At 44.4% G+C, this 15,958-nt stretch carries 16 protein-coding genes; 7 read left to right on the top strand and 9 right to left on the bottom strand.

From position 1 onward, the window contains the following. Positions 1-23 precede the first annotated feature (23 nt). The 3 genes from QUA47_RS11425 to hemC form a co-directional block, all read right to left on the bottom strand. Positions 24-194: a hypothetical protein gene (locus QUA47_RS11425; RefSeq protein ID WP_158307965.1), complete on the bottom strand. Its 171-nt coding sequence runs from the start codon at positions 192-194 to the stop codon at positions 24-26. Between the two features lie 350 nt (positions 195-544). Beyond that, positions 545-1,372 carry a trypsin-like peptidase domain-containing protein gene (locus QUA47_RS11420; protein ID WP_333430823.1) on the bottom strand — a complete coding sequence of 276 codons (828 nt, stop codon included), beginning with the start codon at positions 1,370-1,372 and terminating at the stop codon, positions 545-547. Between the two features lie 359 nt (positions 1,373-1,731). Further along, a complete protein-coding gene (gene hemC, locus QUA47_RS11415; protein WP_006632532.1) occupies positions 1,732-2,703 on the bottom strand; it encodes a hydroxymethylbilane synthase in 972 nt (323 codons plus the stop codon). Positions 2,704-3,129: 426 nt separating this feature from the next. Between hemC and QUA47_RS11410 the strand changes: the two genes are divergently transcribed. Both QUA47_RS11410 and QUA47_RS11405 read left to right on the top strand, forming a co-directional pair. Further along, a complete protein-coding gene (locus QUA47_RS11410; protein WP_333430822.1) occupies positions 3,130-3,585 on the top strand; it encodes a type II toxin-antitoxin system antitoxin SocA domain-containing protein in 456 nt (151 codons plus the stop codon). Further along, positions 3,586-4,026, top strand: a complete 441-nt coding sequence (locus tag QUA47_RS11405; RefSeq protein ID WP_333074115.1) for an MAG6450 family protein — start codon at positions 3,586-3,588, stop codon at positions 4,024-4,026. Between the two features lie 98 nt (positions 4,027-4,124). Here the strand turns inward: QUA47_RS11405 and QUA47_RS11400 are convergent, their stop codons facing one another. Next, entirely contained in the window at positions 4,125-5,126 is a 1,002-nt protein-coding gene (locus QUA47_RS11400; RefSeq protein ID WP_333430821.1) for a hypothetical protein, read from the bottom strand. Positions 5,127-5,273: 147 nt separating this feature from the next. Next, on the bottom strand, positions 5,274-5,834 hold the full coding sequence (locus QUA47_RS11395) for a hypothetical protein (protein WP_333430820.1): 561 nt from the start codon (positions 5,832-5,834) through the stop codon (positions 5,274-5,276). Positions 5,835-6,024: 190 nt separating this feature from the next. Between QUA47_RS11395 and QUA47_RS11390 the strand changes: the two genes are divergently transcribed. Both QUA47_RS11390 and QUA47_RS11385 read left to right on the top strand, forming a co-directional pair. Next, positions 6,025-7,113 (top strand): T4 RnlA family RNA ligase, encoded by a 1,089-nt coding sequence (locus QUA47_RS11390; protein ID WP_333430819.1) that lies wholly within the window; start codon positions 6,025-6,027, stop codon positions 7,111-7,113. Positions 7,114-7,251: 138 nt separating this feature from the next. Next, positions 7,252-8,205, top strand: a complete 954-nt coding sequence (locus tag QUA47_RS11385; RefSeq protein WP_333430818.1) for a phosphatase domain-containing protein — start codon at positions 7,252-7,254, stop codon at positions 8,203-8,205. A gap of 116 nt (positions 8,206-8,321) precedes the next feature. Here QUA47_RS11385 and QUA47_RS11380 read toward each other — a convergent pair whose 3' ends face one another. Together QUA47_RS11380 and QUA47_RS11375 are read right to left on the bottom strand one after the other, a co-directional pair. Continuing rightward, positions 8,322-9,857, bottom strand: coding sequence for a mercuric reductase (locus tag QUA47_RS11380; RefSeq protein ID WP_333430817.1), 1,536 nt, complete (start codon positions 9,855-9,857; stop codon positions 8,322-8,324). Positions 9,858-9,873: 16 nt separating this feature from the next. Next, positions 9,874-10,605 carry a TVP38/TMEM64 family protein gene (locus QUA47_RS11375; protein WP_333430816.1) on the bottom strand — a complete coding sequence of 244 codons (732 nt, stop codon included), beginning with the start codon at positions 10,603-10,605 and terminating at the stop codon, positions 9,874-9,876. 78 nt (positions 10,606-10,683) lie between these two features. On the opposite strand from QUA47_RS11375, the gene QUA47_RS11370 reads away from it, so the two are divergent. Both QUA47_RS11370 and QUA47_RS11365 read left to right on the top strand, forming a co-directional pair. Continuing rightward, entirely contained in the window at positions 10,684-11,712 is a 1,029-nt protein-coding gene (locus QUA47_RS11370; RefSeq protein WP_333430815.1) for an isochorismatase, read from the top strand. 169 nt (positions 11,713-11,881) lie between these two features. Beyond that, the gene (locus QUA47_RS11365; RefSeq protein ID WP_333430814.1) at positions 11,882-12,370 is read left to right on the top strand and encodes a hypothetical protein; all 489 of its coding nucleotides are present in this window, start codon (positions 11,882-11,884) and stop codon (positions 12,368-12,370) included. A gap of 383 nt (positions 12,371-12,753) precedes the next feature. Here QUA47_RS11365 and QUA47_RS11360 read toward each other — a convergent pair whose 3' ends face one another. After that, the gene (locus tag QUA47_RS11360; RefSeq protein WP_333430813.1) at positions 12,754-13,776 is read right to left on the bottom strand and encodes a cysteine peptidase family C39 domain-containing protein; all 1,023 of its coding nucleotides are present in this window, start codon (positions 13,774-13,776) and stop codon (positions 12,754-12,756) included. A 420-nt stretch (positions 13,777-14,196) separates the two neighbouring features. Between QUA47_RS11360 and QUA47_RS11355 the strand changes: the two genes are divergently transcribed. Beyond that, a complete protein-coding gene (locus tag QUA47_RS11355; protein ID WP_333430812.1) occupies positions 14,197-15,651 on the top strand; it encodes a methyl-accepting chemotaxis protein in 1,455 nt (484 codons plus the stop codon). 81 nt (positions 15,652-15,732) lie between these two features. Here QUA47_RS11355 and QUA47_RS11350 read toward each other — a convergent pair whose 3' ends face one another. Beyond that, complete coding sequence (locus tag QUA47_RS11350) at positions 15,733-15,903, bottom strand: hypothetical protein (protein WP_333430811.1); 171 nt, start codon at positions 15,901-15,903, stop codon at positions 15,733-15,735. Positions 15,904-15,958 lie beyond the last annotated feature (55 nt).

Here is a 15,958-nt window from a genome sequence, read left to right as displayed (position 1 = left end):
GAAATTGTTAGTCTAGATTAAGTTTAAATGGCGAGCGACACAATATTAACGCGCCGTCCAAAAACAAGTATAAATCTGAGTTGCTGTAGCGATCGCAGTTTATTCAAGAATGCGATCGCCCTTTTTCCATCCACGTCGCTGTGCGGTGACAAAAAGAGCGATCGCCCGTACTCCCCTCCCGCGAGAATTTTCACGATCTAATCAAATTTATCTTTCACTTTCTGAGGGCCGGTAAACATCAAAAATTGTATGCAGTCTGCTCACCTTTACGCATTAGTAAAACTGCACGCAAAGCCATCAGTATGTAATTAAGGAAATAGCGATCGCCTTTTTCATCCCCTCTGAGAAAAAGAGGGATCATCTTCGAGGGCTTCGCCAACGCTCGAATCACATAGTACGGAGAACGGGAGCATCTCAATGAAAGCAGCCAAGCTAGAAATTGGAGTTTTGAGGCAGGAGACAGGAGACAGGAGGAAAGAAGAAGAAGGAAGGAGCCAGAAGAAGTGTTTTTACAAATGTGAGATGCTCCCCGGACAACTCCCGACTAATTCTGAGAATTTTCCTCAAAAGTCTCCTCAAATCCCGCTAGAAAATCATCCAAAGCTTCAGAGGCGATCGCCAAATTAATATTATCAGCATCTTCCCATCCCCACGTATTCACCCCAACCACTTGACCTGCCATATTAATCAGTGGCCCGCCGGAATTGCCCGGATTAATCGCCGCATCAGTTTGCAACACCTTCACCTCAGCAACACCATCTTCTTCGTCCTCGCCTTCTTCATATTCCTCGGGTTCGCGAATTGCACTCACAATACCTTGAGTTACAGTTGAAGCAAACTGCCCCAAAGGATTGCCCACAGCAATTACTCTATCTCCCACTTTCACATCAAAAGACAACTCTAGGGGAGGATATTCTTGGGGAGAATCCACTTGTTCCCCTGTGTTCGGGTCGAAGGTAAAATCGCTAATTAAGAGTAATGCTAAATCTTCTTCAGCATTACCAGTAAACACCACCTCGGCCAATCTCAATTTTCCGTCGTGAGTTTCGACTAAAACCTGTTCGATTTCATCTTCTTCATAGAAGTAATCTTGATCGGCAATATCTTCTACAACGTGATAGTTCGTGACAATTATGTCCGGCGATACAAAGAACCCGCTTCCAGAAGAAATCTCTTCTTCTGTATCCCAATCCATGACGTAAATTGACACTACGGACGGCAAGACTTGCTCGACTACATCCGACAAATTTCCTGCTTGAGTTTTGAACTCTTTCAATTGCTTCTGCAAAGCTTGTTGGTCTGCCTGCATTTTGCTATACAGTTGCTGAACCTTTTTCAATTCCAGCTTTAATTGAATTTCTCTAGCGCTCATATTTTGCCTTTACCTGAAATAAATTGCTGATTAATTTTGGATGTTTGATTGTAGATTATGGGTGGGTAGGTTAAGAACTATAGGACTTACGAAAAAAAACCGGTTTTTACCATAAATCTTGGGCTATACAGCGAGACTTACATCAGAAACCGGGTTGCTTAACACCCGTGCGGAGCGTCCTAAAGTAGTCAGATATTTTTGAAATCTATCGCGCAAGTCCTATCTAAAATCCCCACCAAAAATCTACAATCAGACTGCTACTCTACCTATGAAAGCCAAAGCGAACCGCCTGTTATTTTTATTTTACTAAAGGCGATAGGTCGCGTCTCAACGCCTTAACAAATAGATGCCGATCGGTTTTAGGAACCACGTTGAACTTGGACAAATATTTCCTCCAAAATTGCACTAGCACCCTGTTGCCGCAGTCGGTGAGCGAGGTCAATTCCCAGCATTTCAGCAGTCTCGGCGGCGCCGGAAACAGTATCTTTGACGAACCGCTTGCCGTCGAGACTCGATACCATTCCGGTTAAGGTTAATTGACCGTTTTCTATTTTGGTATTGACGCCGATCGGCACTTGACAGCCACCTTCTAACTCCCGCAGAAATGCGCGTTCGGCATAACATCTTTGGGCAGTTTCCGAGTGTTCGAGAGCTTTAATCACGGCCATGATTTCCGTATCTCCAGCGCGGCATTCGATGCCCAAAGCACCTTGTCCGACGGCGTGAAGGGAGATTTCAGCAGGGATAATTTGGTGGATGCGATCGCCCATTCCCAATCTTTCGAGGCCAGCAACTGCTAAAATAATGGCGTCGTAACCGCCCTCATCTAATTTAGCGAGTCGAGTATTGAGATTGCCGCGAATATCTTTAAATTCAAAATGAGGGAAATGGTGTCGCAGTTGAGCTAGCCGCCGCAGGGAAGAAGTGCCGATTACAGAACCTTCTGGGAGAGTGTCGAGTTGCTTGTCTTTGTGCTTGGAGTGAACTACCAAGGCGTCAGCGGGATTTTCCCGTTCGGTGACGCATCCTAAAATTAAACCTTCCGGCAAATTGGTAGGCAAATCTTTGAGGGAATGAACGGCAAAGTCCGTTTCATTGTTAATCATCCCCGTTTCTAATTCTTTGGTGAAAAGTCCTTTATCGCCAATTTTAGCGAGGGCGACATCAAGAATTATGTCCCCTTGGGTTGACATGGTGTGGACTTCAAAAGTGTGTTCCGGGAAGTGTTTCTGTAGCTGTTCTTGCACCCAGTGGGTTTGCACGAGAGCGAGTTGGCTTTTGCGAGAACCGATGCGAACGGTTCGGGAAGGGGCAGATGTGGTTGGGGACATAAGATCGATCGGAGGATAGCTTGAAATCAGCCAATATATTCACCTGATCTAGCGTACCGCAGGTGGGGACTTTAATTGCTGGTTGGGACAATTCGGGCGATAAAAGAGAAATACCAGATTTTGACCGCCAGTAGCAGTGAGCCTTGATGATGTTTCCCATCCAGCATTGCCCGTCGCTGGCGCGGGGGCGATCGACATTCCGAAGCAAAGGTGGCCGGCGATGTAAGATTTACCTAGGGTCGAACCCGATGAACCTGGTTGGGATGAGGAGTTAGCTCAGCAGCAGCGAGAAAGAATTAGCTCAAAGGTTGCGGGATTTGGGGAGATCAATTTAGTTGCGAGGGGAAAAGGGCGATCGTACTTCTAAAGCCACCAAATAGCTTAGCATCAAAAGTGAATTTGTCAAATTACTCAAATCCTAAAACTATGAAAAGTGCTCTTGACGTAGCTCGTTACTTTTTATGTCGTGTCGATCGAGAAGCAGGCGATACCATTTCTGGGCTGAAACTGCAAAAGCTCGTGTATTATGCACAAGCTTGGAGTTTAGTCTTTAGAAGCCAGCCGCTATTTGATCAAGATATTGAAGCTTGGGTTTCCGGCCCAGTTGTCCGCGATGTTTGGCATGAGTACAAAGCTTACAAATATAGCGATATTCCGGCTCCCGATAATTTTGAAGAAGAATTTGAGGAAGATGAAATCGAGGTTCTCGAAGAAGTTTGGAATGCTTATGGAGAATTAAGTGCTAAACATCTTGCAGAACTGACGCAATCCGAGACACCTTGGCTCAACGCCCGCAAGGGATTAGAACCTGCGGAAACATCAACTAAAATCATCTCCCGCGAGGATATGAAATCCTGCTATGCACCTTTGGTGGAGGCGTAAGTGGGGAAAAAAAGTCACATACCAAAGCCATCTCAAAAAAAGCAACAAAGTAGAATTCCAGAGCAGGCAACTCAGTTAAATCGACCAAGCAGTACAGATGATGAGCATCCTAGCTTCAGATTTACCTATGCAGATAAAAATCGTTGGCTTTTGTCTGACTGGACCTCATCAGAAATCAATGACCTAATTGAAGGACTAAAGAAAATTGAGAAATATACTTGGGGTCAAATCAAAGGTCACGGATCAAAAAAACGAGGTGAATCAGTGGGAACTGGTTATAAGTTGATTAACATTCATCCGACTTTGCCGGACAATATTCCTGAAGATGAGAGGTTATCCGAAATGCGAATTGATGAGAAAAAACGGATATTTGGGTTTCGCGTTCAATCTGTTTACTACATCATTTGGTTTGACCGCGACCATTCAGTTTGTCCAGAATAAAGTTTATGAGGAGTGAAAAGGTCGATTCCCTACCCGTCGGGAACGCCTCCGGGAAGATAGCTTCGCTCGCGCGTACCTTTTCCATTTCTAACCAAAATTTAACGTTGCCCTGCTTGAAGTGCAGAATTTGCTATCTGGACAACTTCTTGCTGCCGTCCGTTTTTCCTTGTGACTCGGTACAGCACCCCCAGCCTTTGCCACTCAACAAAAGCAGTGCAGTAAGCACCGCAATTATTGAAATAAATCCCCCTGATGCCGCCGGCCAATTCAATGCTTCTGTAAGTATCCTGCGGTAATTGCGAAGGAGGCGAAAACGGTTCATTTCTTTTAGCTTCGATGGTGCCGAAATAACAGGCTCCGGCGCGGCATCCTTTGCCTAAATACATTTCCACAATGTAACCGTGGGAACCTGCTTGCACGTCAAAATCAACTTGCTGAGTGTTAGATAAAGGAAGTATGCTCGGAAGAAAAACAGGCACTCGCGTTTTGCCTTTGATTTGCCTAGAAATGTTACTCGCAGGAAAAATACTGTTAGCTTGGTTTGCTGACTTATCGGGGATTGGGGGAAACTTTTGCACAAAATCCCTCCACTGCACAACTCTATTTTTAGCAATGTTAAAAGTGGGAATCGAATATTTCTCTACCGCAATAGAAGGGCGGCCGTTGTTCAGGTTGAAGTGGCGGCGAATCACTGTAATTTCTGGTTTCCCTAAGCCGTAAGCTGGAGCTATGGAACGGGCGAGATTGCAGCTAATTTTGAAGCGTCCCATCTCAATACTGCCATTTTCCGCTTGATAAGACCAATTGTAACCTTCAGAAGCACGATCGCGATCGCACAGAAAATGAGAAATCTCAAACATCTTGGCAATATGAACATCGTACAACCGCAACTTGCGGCTGCCGGCAGATTTTGCAGTGTTGCGATCGGGCACAATAAACTGTATCGGTTGCCAGCTATCTTCAGGGGAATAATTAAACCAGCGGATTTCTGTAATGGGGAGTTCAGTCCTTGCTAACGCTGAGTTTGGTGTCAAAGGTGCGAGCGTAAAAGCAGTCACCACACAAGTAAAAATCGCCGCAAATAGCCATCTTCCCCTCATCCTGATTTCCCCCTAAGTAGGTCAGCGCAAAAAAAACAATAGCATCTTGTAAGGGGCGAGTGCGAGTTAAGATATATCATACAATAACGGTAAGGTGCGCCCTTACGCACCCTACATATAGAAGTTGTGCCTCCCCGACTGCTAAACTTAACGCTTCCCAGCTTGAATAGCAGAATTTCCTATTAAAATTAAATCAGATTCTCGTCCGTTCTTAATGGCTACGGTATACATAAAACCCTGAGTTTTCCACTGAAGAGTTGCTGTGCAGTAAGCCCCGCAACCGTTATGAAAAACTCCTTTCACTCCGCCCGCAAGCTTGAGATTTTTTAACGTCTTAGTTACCCCTTCTAGTTTTGTAGTAAACTCCCCGCCTTTTTGACCTTGAATTGACCCAAAAGTGCAAACAGTCGTACCGCCGCAATCGGGTTTATACTCGATTGAAATACTATAGCTGTTGGCTTCTGCTGTAGTTGGATAGTACATTTTTTGCGGAACCGGAATCCTGCTGGGAATAAAAATAGGCACTTGCGTTTTGCCTTTTAACTTTCGCAAAATTTCATTTACCGGAAACGCAGTGCCTCCTTGAGCAATTTGTGTTGTTCCCGATTGTCGCTGCGACAATTGCGAAGATCCAAAAACAACCGAGGGAGGTACTAAAGCCGTCAATACACAAGCAGAAGTAGCCAAAAGTAATAATTTCTTCTTCACGGTCTTTTCCCTTAATATTCCAATAGTTTAGTTGGGCGGCGAACCGCATTCACGTATGTACAACCATAATTCAAAATACCAAATTAAGACTCGCTTTTCCGGGAAAAATGTTTTTTGACTATCTTGACAAGGTTGGCAGAATATGAAGTCATATATAATATAGAGAAGGCGAGCAATTTAGGAGTCGATCGTGGAACTGCAAGAGTATTTGCGCCAGCACGGATTGGAAACTTGGTCCGAAACTTATCATATCAAAGTTACCCGCCACCGCCAATATCCCGATTTAGTCTGTCTGAAATACTCGCAGATAGAATCTCCCCTGGGCGAAAAAATAGTCCAGCAGTGCCGAGGCATTATTTTAGATTCATCTCAAAATTGGCAGATAGTTTCTTATCCCTACGACAAATTTTTTAATTACGGAGAAATTCACGCGGCTGCAATTGATTGGAGTCATGCCAAAGTTTACGAAAAACTAGACGGTTCTCTGACTGTACTGTATTTTTACAAAGGAGAATGGAGAGTGCAATCTAGCGGCACTCCCGACGCCGCCGGCGAAGTTAATGGTTTTGGGTTCAGCTTTGCCGAACTTTTTTGGAAAGTCTGGCAAGAAGAATTGGGATATCAATTGCCGGAAGAAACCGACCAGTGTTTTATCTTTGAATTGATCACGCCTTACAATAGAATAGTTGTCCAGCCAAAAAACAATCAAATCGTGCTGCACGGGGTTCGCAACACTCAAACGCTGCTAGAAACAGACCCGAGTCTTTGGGCAAATAAATACGGATGGGAATTGGTCGCATCCTATCCTTTAACTAGCTGGAAAGAAGTTATCGAAGCGGCTCAACATTTAGATCCGATGGATTCGGAAGGGTATATTATCTGCGACGCTAACTTCAACAGAGTTAAAGTTAAGTCTCCGCAATATGTCGCGATTTCCCATCTGCGCGAAGGGTTTTCGACCCGCCGCCTGATAGAAATTGTTTTAACTAATGAAGGAGAAGAGTTTTTAGCTTATTTTCCTGAGTGGAGTGAGTTGTATCAAAAAGTTAAAGACAAATATCAATCTTTGGTTGAAGAAATCGAGGAAGCTTACCGACAGCACGAACATATCGAAGTTCAGAAAGATTTTGCATTAGCTGTGAAAGATTTGCCGTATTCCGGCATTTTGTTTTCTTTGCGGGCCCGAAGAGTTGCGGGAGTGAAAGAAGCTCTCCGTGATGTTACGATCCATAAAATAGAGGAGCTATTGGGTTTAGATTACCTCCATCTAGGTTTGTAGTAACGACTACAGTCGTTTCTTGAAGGAGGACTAACATCCTCACTACGAACGAAGATTAACATTATATTTAGGTGACAGAATCAAGAAGTCAATGCACCTAATTAAACCTAAGATACAGGTGGCTAAAAAGCTTGCTGTATGAGCATTATTCCTTCTTCCTTCTTCCTGACATCCGTTACATCCGTTACATCCGTTACAGAATCCGTTGCCGAACTTCCTTCTTCCTTCTTCCTTCTTCTTACCATGAAAAGAGTTATTGTACTTGTTGGTTTACCTGCTTCTGGAAAATCTCAATTTGCTAGGGAATTGCTGCTGTCTGAACCTGCCAAGTGGGTGCGTAGCAATAAAGATTTGCTCAGAGAAATGGCTCACGCTTCTCATTGGTCGCCGGCAAATGAAAAGTTTATTGTGAAATTGAGAGATACGATTATTTTGATGGCTTTGGAAAGTGGCAAACACGTCATTGTTGATGATACTAATTTTGGCCCTCACATCGAGCATATTAAGGAGTTGGTTAAAGGTAAAGCTGTTGTGGAAGTTAATGATTCTTTTCTCCAAGTTCCGGTAGAGGAATGTATTAAACGGGATTTGAAAAGGCTTAATTCGGTGGGCAAAGATGTGATTATGAAGATGTACAATAAGTACGTGCGGGTTCCCGTTGCGCCGCCGGAATATAACCCGGATTTACCGGATGCAATTATTGTCGATATGGACGGTACGCTGGCACTTCTCAATGGCAGAAATCCTTTTGATGCTTCTACGTGCGATCGCGATTTGCCCAATCAGCCCGTCTTAGATACCGTTCGCAAGTGGCAGTCCAGCGTTAATATCATTGTAGTGTCGGGCAGGACGGATGACTGTCAGCCTCAAACTGAAAAATGGTTGCAGCAGTACGAGGTCAATTATGCCAGTCTTTATATGCGGAAAACCGGAGATATGAGGAAGGATTCGATTATTAAAGAGGAGTTCTATCGGCGACATATTGAAGGAAAATATAATGTTAAGTTTGTGTTGGACGATCGCCAGCAAGTTGTTGATATGTGGCGGTCGTTGGGAATGACTGTATTTCAAGTAGATGAAGGGGATTTTTGAAATACCAAAAGTGTCTCAAATTATCCCCAATGCGGTTAATGAACGGGTTACGGGTAAGGACACGGCAATGCCGTGTCCTACAGATATCGCGTCCGATCGACCGGATTGGATATTATTTATCGCGTCCAAGCCAGCCATTTATTAAACAAATTCTTCACAAAGGGAGTCAAACGAGTGCGATTGTAAGCATCTCCTGCTTTCCGAATTGCATCAGCTTGTGTCGGATACGGGTGAATTGTGCTAGCAATCTTTCCCAAACCAATATTGTTAACCATTGCCAAAGTAATCTCGCCGATCATATCTCCAGCGTGTCGCGCTACAATAGTTGCACCTAATATTTTATCGCTGCCTTTCTTGACGTAAATTTTCACAAATCCTTCCTCTTCGCCGTCAATAATTGCCCGATCGACTTGACTGAACGGAATCAAAAACGTATCGAGATCAATGCCTTTTTCCTTAGCCTCGCGATCGCCCAATCCGACGCGCGCAATTTCCGGGTTTGTGTAAGTACACCAAGGTATCGTCAAAGCGCTGAGCTTTTTGCGTCCGAAAAATAGAGTGTTTTGAATCACCATCCTTGCGGCAAAATCAGCAGCGTGAGTAAATTTATGTTTCATGCAAATATCGCCGGCGGCATAAATGCGGGGATTAGTAGTTTGCAAATAATCGTTGACGAAGACGCCAGTTTGTGTGTCGTATTCGACGCCGATCGCCTCCAGATTCAACCCTTCCACGTTGGGCCATCGCCCTGTACTCACAATAATTTCATCTACTGTTACCGATGCTTCCTTACCTTGATATTTATAATAAATTACTTTGCCTGCATTTGTTTTCTCAACGCGCTCTACTGTGGATTCTAGTATTAGTTGAATTTCTTCGCGTACAAAAGCCTGCTGCACGATTTTAGCAGCATCCGCATCTTCTTTGTCTAAAATCTGAGCATTTTTGTGCAGCAATACGACTTCCGAACCCAGCCGCCGGAATGCTTGAGCCAATTCGCAGCCGATCGGCCCTGCGCCAATTACTGCCAAACGCTGAGGTCTTTCTGTGAGGTTAAAGACAGTTTCATTTGTCAGATATCCAGCTTCCTGCAAGCCGGGAATTTGCGGTTGTAGTGCCCTTGCACCTGTGGCAATTACTGCTTTTTTAAAGCGGAGAGTTTGCCCTGCAACTTCTACAGTATTATTGCTAGTAAAACGACCCGAACCTAAAAAAACATCAACTCCTAATTTGTACTGGTAGCGTTCAACAGAATCAACATCGCTGATTCCGGCCCTAATCCGGCGCAGCCGTTCCATCACAGCGGCAAAATCCACTTCTACACTGTCAGAAACATTAACACCAAATTTATTTGCTTCCCAGATATCGCCGACAGTGCGAGACGATCGAATTAAAGATTTTGAAGGCACGCAACCGACATTCAAACAGTCGCCGCCCATTAAATGTTTTTCAATCAAAGCTACTTTCGCGCCCAAACCTGCGGCACCGGCAGCAACAATTAATCCAGCGGGTCCCGCGCCAATTACTACTAAATTATAAGAATTAGCCGGTTGCGGATTTACCCAATCGGGCGGATGCAAATAGGAGACTAATTTCTGGTTGTGTTCGTCCATCGGGGGGACAGTTACGCGATCGACTTTTGACTGCGACATTGGCAAATCCTGCTAATTAAATACTTTCTTCCAAAGCTTTGCTAGCTATCCTAGTCAGAGAGACAGTTACAGCAACAGTAGCCAGAAAACCGAGGATATTGAGCGACCATTTTGCTGCTTCTGTTTGCGGATTTGTTGAGTGACAAAACGCGCCGATAGTCGCAATATTCCCCACCAAAGAACCGGAGTAAACGTACATGATTGTACCCGGTATCATGCCCAAGGAACCCAGCACGTAATCTTTCAAAGAAACCTGAGTAATTCCCAGAGCGTAATTCAATAAATTGAAAGGAAATAAAGGACAAAGACGAGTTAAAAAAACTATTTTTAATCCTTGTTGGGAAACTGCGCGATCGAGAGCTTTAAACTTGGGGTGAGATTCCATATATTTTACCACGCGATCGCGGCACAAATAGCGCCCGATCGCAAAAGCAAATACAGCACCTAAAGTGGACGCCGCAAAAACGTAAACAGAGCCCCACCACAAACCAAAAATCGCCCCCCCTCCCAGCGTCAGTACCGAACCCGGTACAAACAGCACAGTAGCCAAGTTGTAAATAGCTACAAAAGCCACTGGCCCCCACCAGCCTAAATCTTCGATCCGCATTAACAGAGTTCTCAAAACATCTTGAACGTAGGCAGATCTAGTTGCTACAATTAAGAGAGCGAGTAAAAGTGCGAGCGAAAAAAACAACACTATGCGTTTAAATTTTACCCTAGCATAATCTTGGATTCGTTCTTTTGGCATGATTCACCCGCAAATATTTATCAGCATTATACTGCCAACTTAAATTATTACTGTAAACTACCCTAAAAGCGATAGGTCATGACACCAAAAGCCCAACTCCCAATCCCCGAACATTTCGACCATAAAAAAGTAGGCGAAGTCTGGCGAGTCCCCTACGGAGAACGCGCCGCCCAAGCGAAAGATTGGGCAAAGCAGTACAGCATCCAGCCAGCCTCCAGCGACGAAAACCGCATTTGTTTGCTGATAATTGATGCCCAAAATACCTTTTGTTTGCCCGAATTTGAATTATTTGTGGGCGGCCGTTCCGGTAGCGGTGCAGTTGATGACAACCTGCGGCTGTGCGAATTTATTTACCGCAATTTAAATGCAATTACAACCATTGCGCCGACAATGGATACCCACACCGCCATGCAAATTTTTCATCCAATCTTTTGGATCGACGAAGCAGGCGAACACCCCCTACCAGCCGCAACTTCTATTACACTCGAAGATGTCCAAAAAGGCATTTGGAAAGTCAATCCAGCCGTCGCCCACAGCATCAGTGGCGCCAATTTTTCAGCACTGGAAAAACAGGCTTGCTACTACGTCAAAAAACTCAGCGACGATGGGAAATATCCCCTGACAATTTGGCCCTATCACTCGATGCTGGGCGGCATCGGACACGCGCTGGTTTCTGCGGTGGAAGAAGCAGTATTTTTTCATACTATAGCCCGCAACAGCCAAGCATTTTTTGAAATCAAAGGGGGGAATCCACTGACAGAAAATTATTCGGTTTTGCGGCCGGAAGTTTTAGATGGATTCGACGGCAATCCGATTGCGGAAAAGAATGCTAAGTTTATGGATAAATTGCTCGATTTTGATGCAGTAATTATTGCCGGACAAGCCAAAAGTCACTGCGTTGCTTGGACAATTGATGATTTGTTAACGGAAATTTTGGCGCGAGATCCGAATTGGGCAAAGAAGGTTTATTTGCTGGAAGATTGCACTTCGCCTGTGGTTGTTCCGGGGGTTGTGGATTTTACGGAACAAGCAGATGCAGCTTATCAAAAATTTGCGGCGGCGGGAATGAATGTTGTTAAATCTAGTGAGTTAATTCTGGGCAATTAAAGGCGAAAGTTTGCTCTTGGGGTTTTCAGTGAAAAAAAGTATACCTGATTAACCAAAGGCGGTAATTTTTGTTCGCTTGGCACTCTGCTCAGATCGCATTTAACTGATTACTTATGATATCATATCCGGTAAATCACTTACGATAAAAGCGTAGTTAAGGAGTTTCCCGATGACTGGAAGCGAAATTTATAGTGTTGTTCTTTTTCGGGAGGCGAGCGTGCAAGCAATTTCAAAACTCTCGGTGGCGATCGCCACGACTCTTCTGAGCACAGTTGTCACTGCAACCCAAGCCTACGCAGTTCCCGTAACCTACGATTTCACCATCACTGTTACCAAAGGCGGGTTAGCGGGGAATTCATTCAATGGTTCTTTCAGCTACGATGATGCCAAATTGAAGGGAAAGGGAGTGGAAGAATTGGGAATTAGTGATGGATTAAGGGCTTGCATGAATTACCTTGGACGCACTTATCGCGAAACCGATGATACCAGTTATCCTACCTTTCCCACACTCAGATTTGAGGATGGCAAGATCACGCAACTAAACTTTTGGATTCAGCCGAATCAGCGAGTTAATTGGTGGAATTTACCTGGATGGGAAGTCAAGGTGTCTGAGCCTAAAAAAAGCGATTCAACTGTTCCCAATTGTCAAAAACGGTGAGGGGTGGCAAAGGTGCGATCGACCTTAACAATAGGGTGTTGCATAATTGCGGGATGATTTTGATGGTTTTGTGGCATGGACTCTCGTACCCCGAAGGCGTGTATTTTCACAGCGGGGGGGACGCCTAACCCTACTCCCCACAAGAATCCTCCTCAAATTCTGCAACGCTCAAAATAGAGGAGGAATTAGATGCAACTGCCTACGGTTATATGGGTAATTTCATGCAGCCATGCTACGAAGGTGCGATCGTCGATCGTCTGCTGGGGCGATCGAATATTTGCGATCGCTATGAACGAATAACTCAAAGATTGTTTGAAAAAAAAACCGCATGATTCCTATTTTCTGTCGGTCAAGAGTGCTCTGCGCTTGATGATTTGTAATAACTATTTCCCATCCAATCGGGGGACTCCTTCCAAAAAACTGCCGCTCAACATTAACTCAGTCATCCGGTCTAAGTGACCGCTGATTTTTAATTTTTTTTCTTTTTGAAAGCGCTCAATATCTGCTTGGAAATTACCAGAATTATATCCTAATTTACTCAAATAGTCAATAGCTTGCTGATTGCTTAACAAGATATCGGCAGACCGGAAAATCGGCACGTATTCCTCTCGCCAAATCTGGGCAAAAGTTGCCCTATCTAAATAGAAAATCCTGCCCCGCGCCGGGTCTCCAATGGCAGCTACACTGTCATTCATTCCCAGCAAAGCGACCGCGTGGGGTAGCTTCCGAGGGCCGTCAAACAGCCAAACTGCTAGCACTCCGGGGCGATTAATTTGCTGAATTTGCTCCCAAGTTGGCGTTAGTTCGATCGCATTTACGCCCAAAGCTCTTGCTGCTATAATTAACTGCGGCATGGAAGTTCCCAAGCGACTCGTCCCGGCAAAACGCGCTACACTCGATTCCGTCGCATCGATTCCCCAACGCCTTAACACTGTTGCTAGCGCCGCCGGCGCGCAACTGCTGTTAGATGTTTGTCGAAACACACCGTTTGGCTGCAAATTATTTATTAAATCAGCGTAAATTGGCGCCATAAAATAGTTTTCAGCGCCTGTAAATCCTCCCACACCCAACAAGCAAATTAAAATTACTGCGATTACTTGCGATCGCGCTGTCAACCAACTTATACTAAAGCCAATACCGCAGACTCCCATCAGCATCACTCGTAGCAAAGTCCAAGTAACTCGCATCCCGTGAAAGCGCCACTCGATCGGCAAAGCTGGCATTTGAGGCATATTTAGAGCCAGTAGCAGCAAAGCAATATAAAAACCCAAAAACAGCAGGGCGATCGAATTTTTGCCCTTAAACAAATCGTTAGCCGTCACTCCCGAGCGAACTAACACTCGCCCGAAGCGCATTCCCCAGACAAACAGCACCGAACCCAGCACCAGCGTCACTACTATTTCCATGAACTCAAAATTTTGTTGCTTAACTACGTTGTAACACGCTCCAAGTCGATCGCGGAGCCCAATCAATAGTTGGAGAGAGGAAGAGTGGGAGAGAGAATTTGACTATGTTTGGGTTTCGTTCCTCAATTTATCGTTACAATCGAATAAACCGGATTTATCCAAAATTGAAGCAGGTAGAACAACCCTTAATGCTAAAGGCTTGACCTGCATCGCTTGCTCGACATTAAGTTTTGCCAGGTTTTTATTGATGAGTGTGAATCAATGGTTGACAATCAGATAATTCAGCTACCTAACCCAAAAGGAGATATTGCTATGTTTGCCAACTTAAATCTGAGAAACCGGATGTTACTTGGATATGGCGTTCCCATTGATTTGAAGGGGATTAAGTAATTTTTTTTGTAATTATAGGAAAACTTTAAGATGCTTAACTTCAAAGCCACAAAATTAAGAGAGCGTATCCTGTGGGGATATTCCATACCGATTTTGCTCTCATTTGGAGCAGCTACTTGGGTTTTTTTTAATGCTAAAGGAGTAGAAGAAAAAGCGAAAATTCTAAACAATTCTAATGCTATTGTTATAGGCATAAAAGATCTTGAACTGGGATTCTCAGGTATGCAGAAAGCTGCTCGCGGCTATTTTCTGAGACAAGAGAGAGCTTTCTTGACTGAATACAATGAAGGGGTAAACAGCTTTGACTCTTTCTATCAGGATTTACTTAAGCGGGTTCAAAACCCGAAGCAGCTCCAGCGGCTAGATGAAATGAATGTATTACAAGATCAGATAGACCAAGGCTATAGACAAGCCTTTTCTTTGGTTGATCGAGGTAAGCGAGACGATGGAATTAACTTGTGGAAGACACAAATTGTACCAAAGCTTCGTCAGGTTGATGCTATAGCTAAGGAGTTTGAAAGCACCCAGGAACAGATTTTAGCTAACAGAGAAAAAGAGCAAATTCAAGCTTTGCAGTTCCTGACTACAGTCGTGATTTTAAGCACTGCTTTAGCTGCACTTACGGCAATTGCGATCGCTCTGTGGATTGCTTCAGGCATTGCCAAGAGAATGAATCAGTCAGTCAATATGATTGTTAGTTCTTCCACAGAGATTGCTGCCACAGTTGAACAACAGGAACGCACAGCCGCACAGCAATCTAGATCTGTAAATCAAACTACAATCACAATGGATGAGTTGGGCGCTACTTCCCAACAATCAGCCCAGCAAGCCCACGCTGGTGCGGAATCTGCACGGCAAGCTTTACAGATCACTGAAAAGGGAACCCTAGCAGTGGAGCAAACCCTGGAATCTATGACAATATTGAAAGAAAATGTCGGGGCGATCGCGGCACAAATTCTGCAATTGAGCGAACAAACCCATCAGATTGGCAATATCTCTACTGATGTCACAGATTTAGCCAATCAAACAAATATGCTGGCACTGAATGCCTCAGTAGAAGCAGTCCGGGCGGGCGAAAACGCCAAAGGTTTTACTGTCATAGCCACAGAAATCCGCAAACTAGCAGATAAAAGTAAGAAATCTGCCGAGAAAATTAACCGCCTAGTCGGTGATATCAAGAATGCGATAAATTCTACTGTAACGGTGACACAGGAAGGTACTAAAACAGTAGAAGAAGGAACCAAAATCAGTCAAGAAACGGCAGCAGCTTTCTCGGAAGTAGCAAATGCTGTTAATAATGTGGTATTGAACAATCAACAAATTTCTCTAACTGCCCAACAACAAGCCGTGGCTATTCAACAAGTAGTGGAGGCGATGAACAGCCTCAACCTATCGGCAAAAGAAACCGCTAGTGGTATTACTCAAACCAAATTAGGCACTCAACAATTGAACGATGCAGCCCAAAATCTCAATTCAATTGTCTAAAGGGCGCTGAGTGTTTTGGGCGAGCAGACTAGCAATTGATAGCATTGAGTCATGAATTGATCTGGGAGCCCTCCCAGCTTGTCAAACAGCCGACATCCAAGTCAAAACGAGCGCAGGCGATCGCATCGCTACAGCCAGGACGATCGAATTTCTGCCCTTAAACAAATCGTTAGCAGTAACGGACGATCGAACTAACATCTTTCCGAACCCCATTCCCCAGACCAACAGCACCGAACCCAGCAGCAGCGTCACAAGTATTTCCGTGAACTCAAAATTTTGTTGCTTAAACTAGGGTTTTAACATTTAT

Origin of the sequence: Microcoleus sp. MON2_D5 (assembly GCF_036701905.1) — a bacterium.
Taxonomy (GTDB): Bacteria; Cyanobacteriota; Cyanobacteriia; order Cyanobacteriales; family Microcoleaceae; genus Microcoleus.
The sequence above is the reverse complement of the archived record's forward strand: the minus strand, read 5'-3'. Positions and strand labels throughout refer to the sequence as shown.